The following is a 15964-nucleotide window of genomic DNA, read 5'->3' as shown; positions in this document are numbered from 1 at the left end:
AGACAGCCTTAAGGCAGAGCCCAGTGTCGAATTCCACGCCCGCAACAATCGAAGACGTCGCCCGGATCGCCGAGGTCTCTATCGCGACGGTTTCCCGGGCGATCCACACGCCGGAGAAGGTCGCCAACTCGACGCGGCTCAAGGTCAACCAGGCGATCGCCATCACCGGTTATACGACTAATGCCATGGCGCGCAGCCTGAGGCTCGGCCGCTCCAACATGATCCTCGTGGTGGCGCCCGACATCGGCGATCCCAATTTCTCCAACATTCTCGTCGGACTGGAGAACGAGGCTCGCGCCCACGGCTACGGCGTCCTGATCGGCCACACCCAGAACGATGCCCAGCGCGGCTTGGAATATCTGAAATTCTTCAACTCCAACCAGGCGGCTGGGCTCATCCTCTTCACCGGCATCCTGCCCTTCGGTCACCAGACCATGACGGCGCGCCTACCGCCGAGTGTCGGGGTCTTCGAACCGGTCTTCAACGGCGGCATTCCCTATGTCGGCGTTGACGATACCGAGGGCGCGCGAAAGGCCGTGGATCTGCTGCTGGCCGAAGGCCATCGCAAGATCGCCTTCATCGGCGATTCCCGCACTCGGCTCGCCTATACCAGGCGCCGCATGGGTTATGATGCCGGTCTCGACGCTGCCGGCGTCCCGCCCGATTTGCGGATCGTGCTCGAAGGCGACGGCACGATCGAAAGCGGACGGCATGCGGTCGAGCAGCTTTTCATGCGCGACACGCTTCCGACCGCCTTTATGTGCGTGAACGACCAGACGGCGATCGGCGTCATGATCGGACTCGGCGCGCGAGGCTATGATATTCCGCGGGATTTCTCGGTGACCGGCTTCGACGATGTGCCGCAGGCCGTCTTCATATCCCCATCGCTGACGACGATCCGTCAGCCGAGAACGGCGATCGGCAAACAGGCGATGGCGCTGCTGCTGGAGCTCCTGTCCGACGGACAGCCAGCCGAGACGGAAATCCTGCTTAGGCCGGATCTGGTGGTGCGAAACTCCGTCTCAGCGCCGTCGCGCAACTGGTTGAAGCGCTGAACGGAGATGGCATAGCCGGCTAACAATGCGCCGGCGACCGATGGCCGCCGGCGCCTGTCATCAGACGTAACGGTTGACGACGTTTTCGAGCAGTTCCTGCTTGCCGGATTTCGGCTGCGGGTTGACGTCCTTGCTCTCGACCCAGTTCGTGATCTCATCGAGCGAATACTCGCCGCGGAAGAGCTTCTGCGCCTCGGCCGTTTCCCAACCGGCATAACGGTCGGCAAGCGGCTGCGACAGAGCCTTGTCCTCGATCATCTTGGCAGCCGCCTTCAGGCCGCGGGCGCAGCAATCCATGCCGCCGATATGACCGATCAAGAGGTCTGCCGGATCGAGCGACTGGCGGCGCAGCTTCGCATCGAAGTTGGTGCCGCCGGTCTTGAAGCCGCCGCCCGCCAGAACGTGGTAATAGGCGAGCGCCATTTCCGGAACGTTGTTCGGGAACTGGTCGGTGTCCCAGCCGGACTGGTAGTCGTTGCGGTTCATGTCGATCGAGCCGAAGATGCCAAGCGCATTGGCAAGCGCCAGCTCGTGCTCGAATGAGTGGCCGGCAAGGATCGCATGGCCCTGCTCGATATTGACCTTCACTTCGTTTTCGAGACCGTGCTTCTTGAGGAATCCGTAGACAGTCGCAACGTCGTAATCATACTGGTGCTTGGTCGGCTCCTGCGGCTTCGGCTCGATCAGGATCGTGCCCTTGAAGCCGATCTTGTGCTTGTATTCGACGACGAGGTTGAGGAAGCGGCCGAGCTGGTCGAGCTCGCGCTTGAGATCGGTGTTGAGCAGCGTCTCGTAACCTTCGCGGCCGCCCCAGAGCACGTAGTTCTCGCCGCCGAGCTTCTGCGTAGCGTCGATGCAGGTCTTGACCGTCGCAGCTGCGAAAGCAAAGACGTCCGGATCGGGGTTGGTCGCCGCACCCGACATGTAGCGGCGGTTGGAGAAGAGGTTCGCTGTGCCCCAGAGCAGCTTGGTGCCGGTGGCTGCCTGCTTCTCGGCGAAATAATCGACGATCTCGTTGAGGTTCTTGGTGTTCTCGGCAAAGTTCTTGCCTTCAGGGCGCACGTCGGCGTCGTGGAAGCAGTAATAGGGCGCACCGAGCAGCGAGAAGAATTCGAAAGCGACGTCGGCCTTGAGCTTGGCGGCCTTCATCGTGTCTTCGAACCAGGGACGCAGGAAGGTCTGGCCGCCGAAGGGGTCGCCGCCGGGCCAGGTGAAGGTGTGCCAATAGGCCACCGCAAAACGCAGATGGTCTTCCATGCGCTTGCCGAGAACAATCTCGTCCGGCTGGTAATAGCGGAAGGCCAGCGGATTGGTGCTGTCAGGGCCTTCATATTTGATCTTCTGGATATCGCCGAAAAATCCGGTGCTCATATTGGGGTCTCCTTTGGGTTCGTATCTCTTGGCAGTTCTGAATTCTTGTCTGCGGAGGCAGCCCCTCATCCGCCTACCGGCACCTTCTCCCCGAGGGCAGAAGGGACTTGCCGCTACGTTGCAGCTCTTTCAAAGCCATTGCTGCGAACTCCCCCTCTCCCCCGGGGAGAGGGTAGGGTGAGGGGGCCGCCGGCTCGAGTTCTCAATGCGCCAGCGACTTGATCGCCGGATAGAGCGCCCGATAGCGCTTGTAAGCGTCCTCGTAAGCGCCCTTAAGCGCCGCGACCGGTTCGATCGTGCCTGCCGTCATCGGCGGCGTGCAGACGGCGATCGGATCCGCACCCGTCGCCGCGATTAGGCCGAGACGGGCCGCACCGAAAGCTGCGCCGAAATCGCCGTCGGCCGGTAGATCGACCGGAACGCCGAGCGCCGTCGCGATCGACGCCAGCCAATAATGCGAGCGCGAACCGCCGCCGATTGCCGTCACGCGGGAGATGCCGGTGCCGGCCGAACGCAGCGCTTCGAGATTGTCGCGAATGGCGAAAGCCACGCCTTCGAGCACGGCCTGGGTCAGCGCCGCGCGGCTGCTTTCATGCCCGAGCCCGATAAAGGCCCCGCGGATGACGGCATCATTGTGTGGCGTACGCTCACCGGAGAGATAGGGCAGGAAGGTGACGCCGCTCGGCGCCTTCAGTGTCTCGCCGAGTTCGCCTGTGAGATCAGCGGCCGATTTGCCGGTCACACCGGAATGCCAGTTGAGCGCATCGGTGGCCGAGAGGATGACGCCCATCTGATGCCAGGTGTTGGGCAACGCATGGCAGAAGGCATGCACGGCGCTTTCCGGCTTCGGCAGATAGGAGCCGTTGGCGGCAAAAAGCACGCCCGAGGTGCCGAGTGAGACGAAGGCCGCGCCATCGCTGACCGTGCCCATGCCGCAGGCCGAGGCTGCATTGTCGCCCGCGCCGCCGGCAACGACGACCGAGCCTGATATGCCCCACTGGGCCGCGAGTTCGGACCGCAGTCTGCCGGCCTGATCGGTCCCTTCGACAAGCGCCGGCATCTGCTCCCTCGAAAGGCCGGTGGCGGCAAGCAGTTCCGACGACCAGCCGCGCTTGCCAGTATCGAGCCAGGAGGTGCCTGCCGAATCCGACATTTCGGAGATATATTCGCCGGTCAGCCAGAGACGCAGATAATCCTTCGGCAACAATACCTTGGCGACCTTCGCGAAAGTCTCAGGCTCATGCTTCCTGATCCAGGCGAGCTTGGGCGCCGTAAAGCCGGGAAACACGATATTGCCGGTCAGCGCCCGGAAACGCGGGTCGGCGTCGAGTGCGGCGGCTTCGACGTGACTGCGTGTATCGTTCCAGAGAATGCAGGGCCGCAATACCTTGTCGCTCGCGTCGATCAGCGTGGCGCCGTGCATCTGGCCCGAAAGGCCGATGCCCGTGACTGCGGCGAACTCCTTTGGATGTTTCGCCTTGAGGCCGGCCACGGCCTCCTCGGTCGCGCGCACCCAGTGAGCCGGTTCCTGTTCCGACCAGCCGGAATGCGGGCGCGAGACGTCGAGCGCACCGTTGGCCGAACCGACGATCTTCTGGTCGCCGTCGATCAGCATCGCCTTGACGCCGGAGGTTCCGAGATCGAGACCGAGATACATGTGGCATTCTCCCTTTGCCGTTACGGCAGATTGTCCTTCAGGAATATGTCGAGGCGGATACGCTCCTGCGCTTCGATGACGGCGAGCCCGTCCGCCTTGGCCTTCAGCACGCGAATGGCGCTGCGCACCTCATGACCGGCATTCTGATTGAGGATCGCATCAATCGTGTTGTCGATGAGCGCCGTCCGCGTGTGGGCGGTCAGCTCGTGGGCAATGACCGTCAGCGTCCGATCGACGGCCTTCTCCTTCAGCGCCCGGATAAGGCCGCGATTGCCTGCCCCGAGACTATAGACGCCGATAATGTCGGCATTCCCAAGTGCCTCGGCGACGAGCATATGGGCGATCTCAGGATCGTCACGCCCTTCCAGAACCGGAAGGATCGCAAGATTGGGAAACTCCTCCGCCACGACCGAGGTGAATCCTTCCAGCCGCTCGCGATGGTCGCGCACCAGCATGGAGCCGGCGAGCACGGCGATCTCGCCCTTTCGCGGCCCGAGGAATCGGCCGAGCAGGCGGGCCGCCGTGCGGCCTGCCGCGATATTGTCGACGCCGGCGTAGTGATGGCGCAGCGATCCGGTAAGATCGGACACCAGCGTGACGATGGGAAAGCCCGCATGCACCAGCCTGTCGACGACGGCATGCACTTCAGGCGCATCGGTCGCAACCATTGCGATGCCGCAAGGTTTTTCGCGGGAAAGCCCGTCAAGCACGGCGACAAGAGCGGCCGGATCGAAGGCAGGCACCTCGATGGTGCGAATATCGGTGCGTTCGGCCGGCGAGCGAAGGATCGCCTGCCGGATTTCGGCATTGAGCCCGTGCATGAAGGAATTGTCGCTGGCCGGCAGGATGAAGACCAGCGGATAGGTGCGACCCTTGGCGAGATTGGCGGCGGCGACGTCCCTGACATAACCGAGTTCGCGGATTGCGGTCTCGACCTTCTCCCGCGTGACATGGCGCACACCAGGACGCTGGTTGAGCACCCGGTCGACAGTCGCGAGACTGACGCCCGCCGCAGCGGCGATATCGTGAACAGTTGGCCTCATCATTCCTCCTGACGAGACCATTAGCGCCAAATTTGATGTACGTAAATCAAAAAATCCAGCGGCGCGATTTCCGCATTATTTTACCGGCATTACCGCCGGTTGGCATCGATTCGATCAGCGCCCCCCTGATGACACAGAGGCCTGAAAACCGCAACAAAAAGGCCCTCCGAAGAGGGCCTTTTCAAGGGACGGGGCCGGAGGTCAGTGGCCGCCGCCACCTCCTCCGCCGCCTTGCGGCGCGGGTTTCTTGATCATGGCGACACCGAGGATCATCGCAACGAACAGCGCAGTCAGGATGAGGAACACATCGCTGAAGGAAAGGATGACCGCCTGCTTGGTGGCGAGGCCGACCATCTGCTTGATCGCGACTGAAGTGCCGTCCATGCCGTAACTGCTGAAATTGGCAGTCATGTTGTTCATCTGATCGATCGCCGCCGGATTGCCCCAGTCCATATTCTCCCGCAGCCGCTCGTAGTGCACATCCTGCCGGCTGGTGAGCACGGTATTGATGACCGCGAGACCAACGGCGCCGCCGAGGTTTCTAGTCAGGTTGAACAGGCCGGACGCGCCGCGGATGCGCGACGGCGGCATCGTGCCGAGCGCGATGTTGTTGATCGGCACCATGCACATCATCAGGCCGAACCCGCGCAGGATCTGCGGAATGAACAGTTCATAGAAATCCCAATCCGCCGTCAGGTGGATCATGATGTATGTGCCGGCGGCGAAGCTGATGAAACCGATCACCATCATCAGGCGCAGGTCCATCTTGGTCGACAGCCGCCCGGCGATCGGCGCGGTGAAGAACATCGCAAGGCCAGAGACGAACATCGTCTCGCCGATCATCAGCGAATCATAGCCGCGGATACGCCCGAGATAGACCGGGTAGATATAGGTAAGGCCGTAAAGGCCGATGCCCATGACGAAGGAAAACACCGAGCCGAAGGAGAAATTCCTGTTCGCAAAGGCCTTGAGATCGACTACGGGAAACTCCACCGTGAAGGCGCGATAGAAGAAGACGATGGCCGCGACGCCGGAAGCGACGGCAGCCAGCGCAATGGAATTGTCGTTGAACCAATCGTTCGAGTTGCCCTCTTCGAGCACATATTCCAGCGCGCCGAGGAAGACGCCCATCGAGATCAGCCCCCACCAGTCGAACTTCTTGAAGAGCGACAGTTCCGGCTTGTCGAAGTCGATGAAGTTCCAGGTAACCAGCGTGACGATGATGCCCGGAACGATATTGACGAGGAACAACCAGTGCCAGGAGAAGGCGTGGCTGAGATAGCCGCCGACGGTCGGGCCGATGGTCGGCGCCAGCGTCGCGATCAGGCCGATGATCGGCGAGACGATGCTGCGCTTCGACGGCGGAAAGATGGTGAAGGCGGCCGCGAAAACCGACGGGATCATGCCGCCGCCGATGAAGCCCTGGATGGCGCGGTAGACGATCATCTGGTCGATATTCGTCGCCGTCGCCGCAAGCGCACTCGCCATGGTGAAGCCGGCGGCCGAGATCGCGAAGAGGTAGCGCGTCGAGATGATGCGCGCCAGCGTTCCCGAAAGCGGGATCATGATCACTTCCGCGATCAGATAGGCCGTCTGCACCCAGCCGATTTCGTCGGAACCGGCCGACAGGCCGGCCTGAATTTCGGCAAGCGAAGCAGAGACGATCTGAATGTCGAGGATCGACATGAACATGCCGAGCACCATCGCGAAGAAGGCGATGAGCTTCCTCGGATCCATGCGATCTCCGGCGTGGGCAGGCACCGCCGGCATCGTTCCCGCTGTTGCTGTCGCGCTCCCGGCCATCGGACCACCTCCGCCTTTCCTTTTGCTGGAATTGCTCCGAAGGTTTACTTGTTCGGTGCCGTGCGGGTATCGACGTCGACGACGACGCTGAGGCCCGCGCGCAAACGCCCGCTGTCGAGCGCATCCTGCGGCAGCGCAATGCGCACCGGCACACGCTGAATTACCTTGGTGAAGTTGCCCGTGGCGTTTTCCGGTGGCAGCAGCGAAAAGACCGAACCGGAGGCCGGCGAGATCGATTCGACGGTACCGACGATCGGATGGTCGTCATAGGCATCAACATGGACGTTGACCTTCGAGCCTGGAACGAGATGCTGGATCTGCGTTTCCTTGAAATTGGCGTCGATATAAAGCTGGCGCACCGGAACGAGCGCCATCAGGCGCTGGCCGGGCGAGACCAGATCGCCTTCCTGGATGGAACGATTGCCGACGATGCCGTCATAGGGCGCCTTGAGCACAGTGAAGGAGAGGTCGCGGGCGGCCTTGTCGCGCTGGATTTCCAGCGTGCGGACGGAACCTTCGGCTTCCCTGCGTTGGGCTTCGAGGATGGCGATATTGGCCTGTGCCGCCACGATATTGGCGTCGCCGCCGGCAAGATTGGCCTTGGCCTGATCGAGGGCCGTATTAGCATCATCGAGATCCGCGGTGGTGCCGACCGACTTCGCCTGCAGGTCGCTCTGGCGCTTCTGCTTGATTTCCGCGCCGCGAACCGTCGCTTCGAGGGCAGTCTTCTGGGCCTGAGCCTGCACGAGGCTCGCCTTGGCGCCTTCAATCTGCGCATCAATACGGCTCAGCGAAAGCTGCTCGGTCGCGATCTGGGCATTCGCCTGATCGAGGGCATTTTGGTAGTCGCCGTTATCAAGGGTAGCGAGAACGTCGCCTGCCTTGACTTCCTGGTTGGCGACAACATTCACCTTCGCGACATAGCCGGTAACCTTCGGCGAGATGGTCGCGATATCGCCTTCGATATAGGCGTCGTCGGTCGACACCATGAACCGGCCGTTCATCCACCATTCGTATCCATACCAGCCGCCGCCCGCAAGCAGGGCAAGCACGACGATCGGCAGCACCGGGCTGCGGCGCTTCTTTGCCGAAGCAGCAACCGGGGCCTCGGCCGGCGCCGATTGCGCGGGAGCAGCCGGCTTTTCCAGGGCTTCCGCCGTCGGAGCCTCTGCAACCACCGCGACCTTTGCCTCTTCGGCCTCGGCGTTTTCGCTGACGATACGCGCGACGTTGCTTTTCTGGTTGCTCGACATGGCCACTTTACCGATCTTTGGAGTAATAATCGAACTGAACGGTTCGGTTCAGTTGACATAAACCTGTTTTATCGTCATATCAAGATGTATAGAACCAATCGGTTCGATTTCTTTTAAGGAAAATGCGAAACCGTAAACACGGTTAAGGAGACATGACGTTAAAACCCGACCACGCCGCCGTATTCAGCCCTCCCGCTGCCGGAGGCCGATTTGCTGCGGGCGAAGATCCGGCCAAGCGCCAGCAAATTCTTGCCGGCGCCAAGCGCGTGTTCATGAAAATGGGCTTCGACGCCGCCAGCATGAACGACGTGACGCGCGAGGCCGGAGTCTCCAAGGGAACGCTCTACGTCTATTTCACCAATAAGGAAGAACTGTTTTCGGCGATGATCGAGACCGAGCGCGCCGCTTTCGTGGCGGCCGTGCGCACGGCGCTTGCCGAGCATGACGACCCCGAAGCCGGCCTGTACGAGTTCGGGATAAGCTTCGTCACCCACATGACCGATGAAAAGGTCATCAGCGCGATGCGCACTGTTCTCGGCGTTCGCGACCGCATGCCCGTGCTCTGTCAACGCTTCTTCAAAGGACCGGTAAACCTGCGCACCATCATGCGCGACTTTTTGGAACAGCATGTCGCCGAAGGCCGGCTCGAGATCGACGACATCGATCTGGCCGCGGGCCAGTTTCTCGATCTTGCCAGCGGCAGCTTCTTCAAGCTCCGCCTGTTCGGCAGCATGGAAGAACCGCCGACTCGTGAGGAAATCGACCGCGTCATCCGCGGTGCGATCAAGGTCTTCATGGCAGCCTACGGCGTGCGCCGGCACGAGACTGCCTAACCCCGCACCGTTGACTGCCGCTCTCCTTCGGCCAAAACTCCGCAAGAACGATCAAACCCGGCTGCCGGCTTTTCTCTAAGGAAGAAGCCGCAACCAAGGGAGTGAGGATGAGCGCCGTCGCAAGGGCGATCTGGTTTATAGAGAGCCATTTCGAGAGCGATATATCGCTGGAAGAGATATCGGAAGCCGCCGGATTGTCACGCTATCATCTGTCACGCGTCTTCGGGCTCGTCACCGGCCACTCGATCAGCAGCTATATCAGGGGGCGGCGCCTCAGCCGCGCCGTGCCCGCGCTGGTCGGCGGCTCATCCACCATTCTCGAGGTTGCGCTTTGCGCGGGCTACGGCTCGCACGAGGCTTTCACCCGTGCCTTCCGCGACCAGTTCGGCATGACGCCGGATGCGGTGCGCAGACAGGGGCACGCCCGCAATCTTGTCTTGCTGGAGCCGATCAGAATGGACCCCGCCCACCTCAACGACCTCGAACCGCCCCGCTTCGAAAAGCGTCAACCGATGCTCCTTGCCGGCCTGCAGGAGACCTATCCCTATGGCGGTAACGCCGCCATCCCCTCTCTCTGGCAGAAATTCAACGCCCATTTCGGTCATGTTGCAGGCCAAAAAGGCAATGTCGCCTACGGCGTCTGCACCCATATCGATGGCGAAGCGGAGAAGTATCGCTATATGGCCGGCGTCGAGATCTCCGATGCCAGCGACCTTCCGCCGGATTTTACGACGCTCAGGCTTCCGGGCCAACGCTACGCTGTCTTCACCCATCGCGGCCATGTCTCCGGCATTTCCTCGACCATGAACCGAATTTTCGGCGCATGGTGGCCAACGTCTGGCCTGGAACACGGCGAGACGCCCGACATGTTCGAACGTTACGACGAACGCTTCGATCCCTATACCGGGATGGGCGTCACTGAAATCTGGCTACCTGTCAGGGAATAAAAGTCACATCGATTTCGTATATCCCCTTGCGGCGCTTGTGCAGCAGGCCGCGGACACTACATTGCGGGCGTCATCGGTGACGCAAGGGGATATAAGCTAATGCAGGAAATCATGACGCTCATTCAGGACCCGGCCGCCTGGGTGGCGCTCATCACACTGGTGGTGATGGAAGTCGTTCTCGGTATCGACAACCTGATCTTCATTTCCATTCTCACCAACAAACTGCCGTCCGAGCATCGCGAGAAAGCCCGCCGGATCGGCATCGGCCTTGCCCTGGTCATGCGCCTGGCGCTGCTCGGCACCGTAGCCTGGATCGTACAGCTGACCGAACCGCTGTTTACGGCCTTCGGGCACGGCTTCTCCTGGAAGGATCTGATCCTGATCGCCGGCGGCCTGTTCCTCGTCTGGAAAGCCACCAAGGAAATTCACCACACGGTCGACCCGGTGGATCATCAGGAGGATTTCATCGCGAAGTCCGCCACCACGGGTTTTGCATCGGCCATCGGCCAGATCCTGCTGCTTGACCTGGTCTTCTCCGTCGATAGCATCATCACCGCCGTCGGCATGACGCCGCATCTGCCGATCATGGTGATCGCCGTCATCGCCGCCGTCACCGTCATGCTGGTTGCCGCGACCCCGCTCGCCAACTTCATCGAGAAGAATCCAACGATCGTCATGCTGGCGCTCGCCTTCCTGCTGATGATCGGTACGACGCTGATCGCCGAAGGCATGGGTTTCCATGTGCCGAAGGGTTACGTCTACGCCGCCATGGCCTTCTCCGCACTGGTCGAGGTGCTGAACATGTTCGCACGCAACGCCCGCAAGCGGAAACGCGAAGGCGCGCATTGAGGCTGATACGGGAGAGCGCGCCGCAACCGGTGCACTCTCTCAGCGCCGGCAAGCCGTTGCGGACGCGGTTTTTCTTGACGCGCCCGGTTGAATATGGCCTAAGGCCAGCCGAACGGACGATCGGCGAATGGTGCGGGCGAATGCCCTTTTTCGGCCGGTTTGCCGATGAAGATATCTGCATCCTTCCGGCCGAACCTTGCTTTCCCGTGAAAGCAGTCCGGCTTCATTGACGGGCACATACAATGACAAATTCCGGGACAGCTTCCGGCGTCCGCGTCCGCATCGCTCCCTCGCCGACCGGCGAGCCGCATGTCGGCACCGCTTACATCGCTCTCTTCAACTACCTCTTCGCCAAGAAGCACGGTGGCGAGTTCATCCTGCGCATCGAAGATACCGATGCGACGCGCTCGACCCCGGAATTCGAGACGAAGGTGCTCGACGCGCTGAAATGGTGCGGGCTGGACTGGAAGGAAGGCCCCGATATCGGCGGCCCCTACGGCCCCTATCGCCAGTCCGACCGCAAGCCGATGTATCAGCCCTATGCACAGGAACTGCTGGACAATGGCCATGCCTTCCGCTGTTTCTGCACGCCCGCGCGGCTGGAGCAGATGCGCGAGGCGCAGCGCGCCGCCGGAAAGCCGCCGAAATATGATGGCCACTGCCTCAATCTGACGGCGGAAGAGGTGACGTCACGCATGGCGGCGGGCGAAGCCGCGGTCATCCGCATGAAGATCCCGGCGGAGGGCTCCTGCGACTTTACCGACGGCGTCTATGGCGACGTGTCCATTCCGTGGGATTCCGTCGACATGCAGGTCCTGATCAAGGCCGACGGCATGCCGACCTATCACATGGCCAACGTCATCGACGACCATCTGATGAAGATCACCCATGTGGCGCGTGGCGAGGAATGGCTGGCTTCGGTGCCGAAGCACATCCTGCTCTATCGCTATTTCGGCTGGGAGCAGCCGGTCTTCATGCATCTGTCGCTGATGCGCAATGCCGACAAGTCGAAGCTGTCGAAGCGCAAGAACCCGACCTCGATCTCCTATTACTCCGCGCTCGGCTATATCCCCGAGGCGCTGATGAACTTCCTCGGCCTGTTCTTCATGCAGATCGCTGAAGGTGAAGAGCTGTTGACGATGGATGAGCTCTCCGAGAAGTTCGACCCCGAAAACCTTTCCAAGGCCGGCGCGATCTTCGACATCCAGAAGCTCGACTGGCTGAACGGCCGCTGGATCCGCGAGAAGCTCTCCGAAGAGGAATTCCAGGCGCGCGTGCTGACCTGGGCGATGGAGAACGACCGCCTGAAGGCTGGCCTGCGCCTGTCGCAGACCCGCATTTCCAAGCTCGGCGAGCTGCCCAGTCTCGCCAGCTTCCTGCTGAAGTCCGATCTCGGCCTGCAGCCGTCCGACTTCGCCAAGATCAAGTCGCCGCCGGAGGAGATCCTCGAGATCCTCAACACCGTTCAGCCGGATCTCGAAAAGATCCTGGAATGGAATGTGGAGACGATCGAAGCGGAATTGCGCGCCATCTCCGATCGCATGGGCAAGAAGCTGAAGGTCGTGGTCTCGCCGCTCTTCGTCGCCGTCTCCGGCTCGTCGCGTTCCCTGCCGCTCTTCGATTCCATGGCCATCCTCGGCCGCTCCGTCGTGCGCCAGCGCCTCAAACTCGCCGCCCAGGCGGTCGCCGCCCTCGTCGGCTCGAAGTAAGAATAGTCAGGATTTCGACAGTGGCTGACAACAAGACCGAAAACACCCTCTCCTCCGACGCGACCGAAGTGCGCGCCCAGAAGCTGAAGCTGCTGCGCGAGCAGATCGGCGAGGTCTATCCGGCGCATTTCCACCGGACGCTGACCAATGCCGAGCTTGGCGCCAAGTATGAATCTCTGGAACCGGACGTCGAGACGCAGGATGTCGTCACCGTCGCCGGCCGCGTCTATTCCTCGCGCAACTCCGGCATGTTCATGGATATCCGCGACGCTTCCGGCAAGATCCAGATCTTCAGCCACAAGGACACGACGCCGGAAGAGGCCCGCGACCTGCTGCCGATGATCGACATCGGCGACATCATCGGCGTCACCGGCATCGTGCGCCGCACCAAGCGCGGCGAACTGACGATCAACGCCCAGAAGATCGAAATGCTGACCAAGTCGCTGCTGCCGATGCCCGAGAAGTGGCACGGCCTCTCCGACATCGAGCTGCGCTATCGCAAGCGCCATCTCGACATCATGACCAATGAGGATTCGAAGCTGCGCTTCCAGCAGCGCTCGAAGATCGTCTCCGGCATCCGCCGTTTCATGGAAAATGACGGCTTCATGGAAGTCGAGACGCCGATGCTGCATTCCGTCTATGGCGGCGCCACCGCCGAGCCGTTCAAGACGCATCACAACACGCTGAAGCTCGACATGTACCTGCGCATCGCGCCGGAATTGTTTCTGAAGCGCACGCTGGTTTCAGGCCTCACCGACAAGGTCTTCGAGATCAACCGCAACTTCCGCAACGAAGGCGTTTCCACCCGGCACAATCCCGAATTCACCATGATGGAGTGTTATTGGGCCTATGCCGATTACGAGGACATGATGGATCTCGTCGAGCGGCTGTTCGAGACCCTGGCGCTCTCGATCCACGGCACCACGGAATTCGACTTCGTCGACAAGCGCCTCTCCTTCAAGGGACCGTTCAAGCGCGTGCCGATGCCGGATGCCGTCAAGAAAGCGACCGGCATCGATTTCCTCGCCATCAAGACCGATGAGGAAGCCCGCGCCGCCGCCAAGGCTGACGGCTTTGCGGTCGAGAAGGACTGGACCTGGGGCGAATGCCTCGCCTTCATCTTCGAGGAAAAGGTGGAAGCGACACTGATTCAGCCGGCTCACGTCACGCATTTCCCAAAGGACATCTCGCCTTTCGCCAAGGAAGTGCCGGGCGAGCCGCGGCTTGTCGAACGCTTCGAGACCTATTGCAACGCCTGGGAACTCGGCAACGCCTTCTCCGAGCTCAACGATCCCGAAGAGCAGCGCCGCCGCATGGTCGAGCAACTGGAACAGGCGCTCGCTCGCGGCGAGAAGGAAAAACAGCTGGACGACGAATTCCTCGACGCGATCGACCAGGGCATGCCACCTGCCGGCGGCCTCGGCATCGGCGTCGACCGGCTGATCATGCTTCTGACCAACGCTCCGTCGATCCGCGACGTCATTCTCTTCCCGGCCCGCCGCAACAAGGCCGACTGACAGGAAAAAATCGGAAAAAGCAAAGCGGGGTGCCGGCCGGCGCTCCGCTTTTTACATGCCGCCCGTTCAGTGGGCCTTGGGGGCTTGCGCCGGCGGCTCTTCGACCGGCGCCTCGGCCACCGCATCGGCGCCGTGACTCTCTGCAGCTGGCGGCGCTTCGCTTTCGGCAGCCGGTGCCGCGCCGTGTCCGCCGCCCTCGGCCTTGTTGTCCTTATCCTCAGTCTTCTTGCCCGTCGCCTCGCCCTTGGTCGATGCAACGGCGACCGGATCGACACAATCCTCGGGATCCTTGAACGAAGCGCTGATCATCGCGATCTCGTCGGCCGGCAGTTCGATGCGCTCGCCGAAGAACAGCCCGTTTTCGCTGGCCTTGCCGTCATAGTAGCGTGCGGTATAGCGCTTGTCGTCCAGGCCGGGAACGGTCTTGTCCGGATGCGGGATGAAGACGACATCAGCTCCGATCGCCCGACCGCGAATATCGGCACGCAGCGTCGGGCCGTTCTCATCAAGCACCACCACTTGTACCAGATCCGGTTTCTGCGCGGCATAGACGGCCTGGGCAACACGAAGTGCAGTCCTGACCCGCGTCATGCCATCGGTCGGTTCGGTCTTGATGTATTTGCGGACCCAGACATGATCCTGCTTCCTGATCGTCACGAGGTTGACGTCGCTGCATTCGAGCCCATGACCGCCACCAGAGACGCCGACCAGCCTGTCCTTGCCGACATAAAGCGCCGCGCCGCCGGAAACGCCCGCCAGAAGCGCGACTCCGCCGATGATGATTGCCAATTTCCGGGAAGGCCGGAATATGCGCAGTAAGGCCTTCACGCCAACTGCTCCGCCATCTCAAACTCCAACGCAGGACAGGTGCTGAGAATGCTAGGGAAATGACGTTTCGGAAAGTTTAAGTGGCTGCGCCGAGCTCGCTCCATTTCAGGAAAATCCCAAAAAAGGTCCGAATTTATCGGCTGCTTGCCACGGCACATTCCGCCATGCTCTAAACGCCCATGGCCTTCACGCTTCGCCAGATCCAATACTTCGTGGCCGTCGCCGAACAGGGTTCGGTGACGCGAGCCGCGCAGAACCTTTCGATCTCCCAATCCTCGGTGACGGAAGCGCTGAAGGAGCTCGAAACTGATCTCGGCGTCGAACTCTTCGAGCGCCATCCGCGCGGCCTGACGATCACCCACAACGGACATCAGTTCCTCCGTCACGCGACCAAGATTCTCGCCTCCGTCTCCGATGCGCGAACCAGCTTCTCCGGCCAGCAGAGTGCCCTCTCCGGCACGTTGAACATCGGCGTCACCTCGCTTGTCGCCGGCTATGTGCTCTCCGATCTGCTGGCGCGATACCGCCGCGCCTGCCCGGGCATCGAAGTCAGCGCCATCGAGGACAATGGCGGCTACCTCGAACATCTCCTGGTCGGCGGCGAACTCGACGTGGCGGTGATGGTGATATCCAATCTGCGCGACCGCATGGCGCTGCAGGCGGAAATCCTCGAAACCTCGCCCTATCGCCTCTGGCTGCCGATGGGCCATCCGCTGGTGTCGGCCGATATCATCTCCGTCGCCGATATCGCCCGCGAACCACTGATCATGCTGACAGTCGACGAGATTGAGGAGAATACCGGCAAGCTGCTCTCCGCACTCGGCGCCCGCCCGCATGTCGCCTTCCGCACCCGTTCGGTAGAAGCGGTGCGCAGCCTGGTGGCCACGGGCGCCGGCGTGGCGCTGCTTCCCGATCTCGTCTACCGCCCGTGGTCGCTCGAAGGTGACCGCATCGAGAGCCGCGACGTCTCCGGCTCGCTGCCGGTGGTCCAGGTCGGCATGGTCTGGCGCAAGGGCTCCAGCCTGCCGCAGGCGGCGCGCGATTTCGTCGGCATCGCCGAAACTCTGCGTTCCGGTCGAATCCGCTGATATCGGAATTT

Annotated in this window: 13 protein-coding genes; 7 read left to right on the top strand and 6 right to left on the bottom strand. The window is 61.6% G+C overall.

The features are described 5' to 3' along the window. Positions 1 to 23: 23 nt before the first annotated feature. Positions 24 to 1055, top strand: a complete 1032-nt coding sequence (locus tag HJC04_RS12715; RefSeq protein ID WP_097597195.1) for a LacI family DNA-binding transcriptional regulator — start codon at positions 24 to 26, stop codon at positions 1053 to 1055. Between the two features lie 60 nt (positions 1056 to 1115). Here the strand turns inward: HJC04_RS12715 and xylA are convergent, their stop codons facing one another. The 5 genes from xylA to HJC04_RS12690 form a co-directional block, all read right to left on the bottom strand. Beyond that, complete coding sequence (gene xylA / locus HJC04_RS12710; RefSeq protein ID WP_210629781.1) at positions 1116 to 2426, bottom strand: xylose isomerase; 1311 nt, start codon at positions 2424 to 2426, stop codon at positions 1116 to 1118. Between the two features lie 202 nt (positions 2427 to 2628). Beyond that, positions 2629 to 4083, bottom strand: coding sequence for a xylulokinase (gene xylB, locus HJC04_RS12705; RefSeq protein ID WP_221124204.1), 1455 nt, complete (start codon positions 4081 to 4083; stop codon positions 2629 to 2631). A gap of 20 nt (positions 4084 to 4103) precedes the next feature. Beyond that, positions 4104 to 5126 (bottom strand): LacI family DNA-binding transcriptional regulator, encoded by a 1023-nt coding sequence (locus HJC04_RS12700; protein WP_210629779.1) that lies wholly within the window; start codon positions 5124 to 5126, stop codon positions 4104 to 4106. Between the two features lie 201 nt (positions 5127 to 5327). Then, positions 5328 to 6929: a DHA2 family efflux MFS transporter permease subunit gene (locus HJC04_RS12695; protein ID WP_210629778.1), complete on the bottom strand. Its 1602-nt coding sequence runs from the start codon at positions 6927 to 6929 to the stop codon at positions 5328 to 5330. A 44-nt stretch (positions 6930 to 6973) separates the two neighbouring features. Then, a complete protein-coding gene (locus tag HJC04_RS12690) occupies positions 6974 to 8182 on the bottom strand; it encodes an HlyD family secretion protein (RefSeq protein WP_221124202.1) in 1209 nt (402 codons plus the stop codon). Positions 8183 to 8334: 152 nt separating this feature from the next. Here HJC04_RS12690 and HJC04_RS12685 point away from each other — a divergent pair, with 152 nt between their 5' ends. The 5 genes from HJC04_RS12685 (at position 8335) to lysS (ending at position 14037) form a co-directional block, all read left to right on the top strand. Continuing rightward, positions 8335 to 9015 carry a TetR/AcrR family transcriptional regulator gene (locus tag HJC04_RS12685; RefSeq protein WP_221124201.1) on the top strand — a complete coding sequence of 227 codons (681 nt, stop codon included), beginning with the start codon at positions 8335 to 8337 and terminating at the stop codon, positions 9013 to 9015. A 107-nt stretch (positions 9016 to 9122) separates the two neighbouring features. Further along, a complete protein-coding gene (locus HJC04_RS12680; protein WP_221146362.1) occupies positions 9123 to 9962 on the top strand; it encodes an AraC family transcriptional regulator in 840 nt (279 codons plus the stop codon). A 99-nt stretch (positions 9963 to 10061) separates the two neighbouring features. Continuing rightward, on the top strand, positions 10062 to 10811 hold the full coding sequence (locus tag HJC04_RS12675) for a TerC family protein (RefSeq protein WP_210629774.1): 750 nt from the start codon (positions 10062 to 10064) through the stop codon (positions 10809 to 10811). 242 nt (positions 10812 to 11053) lie between these two features. After that, positions 11054 to 12520, top strand: coding sequence for a glutamate--tRNA ligase (gene gltX, locus HJC04_RS12670; protein ID WP_221146361.1), 1467 nt, complete (start codon positions 11054 to 11056; stop codon positions 12518 to 12520). 20 nt (positions 12521 to 12540) lie between these two features. After that, positions 12541 to 14037 carry a lysine--tRNA ligase gene (gene lysS / locus HJC04_RS12665; protein WP_221146360.1) on the top strand — a complete coding sequence of 499 codons (1497 nt, stop codon included), beginning with the start codon at positions 12541 to 12543 and terminating at the stop codon, positions 14035 to 14037. 66 nt (positions 14038 to 14103) lie between these two features. Here lysS and HJC04_RS12660 read toward each other — a convergent pair whose 3' ends face one another. Next, the gene (locus HJC04_RS12660; RefSeq protein ID WP_221146358.1) at positions 14104 to 14865 is read right to left on the bottom strand and encodes a hypothetical protein; all 762 of its coding nucleotides are present in this window, start codon (positions 14863 to 14865) and stop codon (positions 14104 to 14106) included. Positions 14866 to 15044: 179 nt separating this feature from the next. Between HJC04_RS12660 and HJC04_RS12655 the strand changes: the two genes are divergently transcribed. Then, entirely contained in the window at positions 15045 to 15953 is a 909-nt protein-coding gene (locus tag HJC04_RS12655) for a LysR family transcriptional regulator (RefSeq protein ID WP_210629770.1), read from the top strand. Positions 15954 to 15964: the final 11 nt, after the last annotated feature.

It is taken from the genome of Rhizobium sp. NLR8a (assembly GCF_019685235.1).
In the GTDB taxonomy this organism is placed as follows: domain Bacteria; phylum Pseudomonadota; class Alphaproteobacteria; order Rhizobiales; family Rhizobiaceae; genus Rhizobium.
Note: the sequence above shows the minus strand (reverse complement) of the source record. Positions and strands in the feature narration are given on the sequence as shown.

Coding starts and splice junctions, on each gene's coding strand:
- HJC04_RS12680 (WP_221146362.1), top strand. CDS start 9,123: ATGAGCGCCGTCGCAAGGGCGATCTGGTTTATAGAGAGCCATTTCGAG.
- gltX (WP_221146361.1), top strand. CDS start 11,054: ATGACAAATTCCGGGACAGCTTCCGGCGTCCGCGTCCGCATCGCTCCC.
- HJC04_RS12700 (WP_210629779.1), bottom strand. CDS start 5,126: ATGAGGCCAACTGTTCACGATATCGCCGCTGCGGCGGGCGTCAGTCTC.
- HJC04_RS12695 (WP_210629778.1), bottom strand. CDS start 6,929: ATGGCCGGGAGCGCGACAGCAACAGCGGGAACGATGCCGGCGGTGCCT.
- HJC04_RS12685 (WP_221124201.1), top strand. CDS start 8,335: ATGACGTTAAAACCCGACCACGCCGCCGTATTCAGCCCTCCCGCTGCC.
- HJC04_RS12655 (WP_210629770.1), top strand. CDS start 15,045: ATGGCCTTCACGCTTCGCCAGATCCAATACTTCGTGGCCGTCGCCGAA.
- xylA (WP_210629781.1), bottom strand. CDS start 2,426: ATGAGCACCGGATTTTTCGGCGATATCCAGAAGATCAAATATGAAGGC.
- HJC04_RS12690 (WP_221124202.1), bottom strand. CDS start 8,182: ATGTCGAGCAACCAGAAAAGCAACGTCGCGCGTATCGTCAGCGAAAAC.
- xylB (WP_221124204.1), bottom strand. CDS start 4,083: ATGTATCTCGGTCTCGATCTCGGAACCTCCGGCGTCAAGGCGATGCTG.
- HJC04_RS12675 (WP_210629774.1), top strand. CDS start 10,062: ATGCAGGAAATCATGACGCTCATTCAGGACCCGGCCGCCTGGGTGGCG.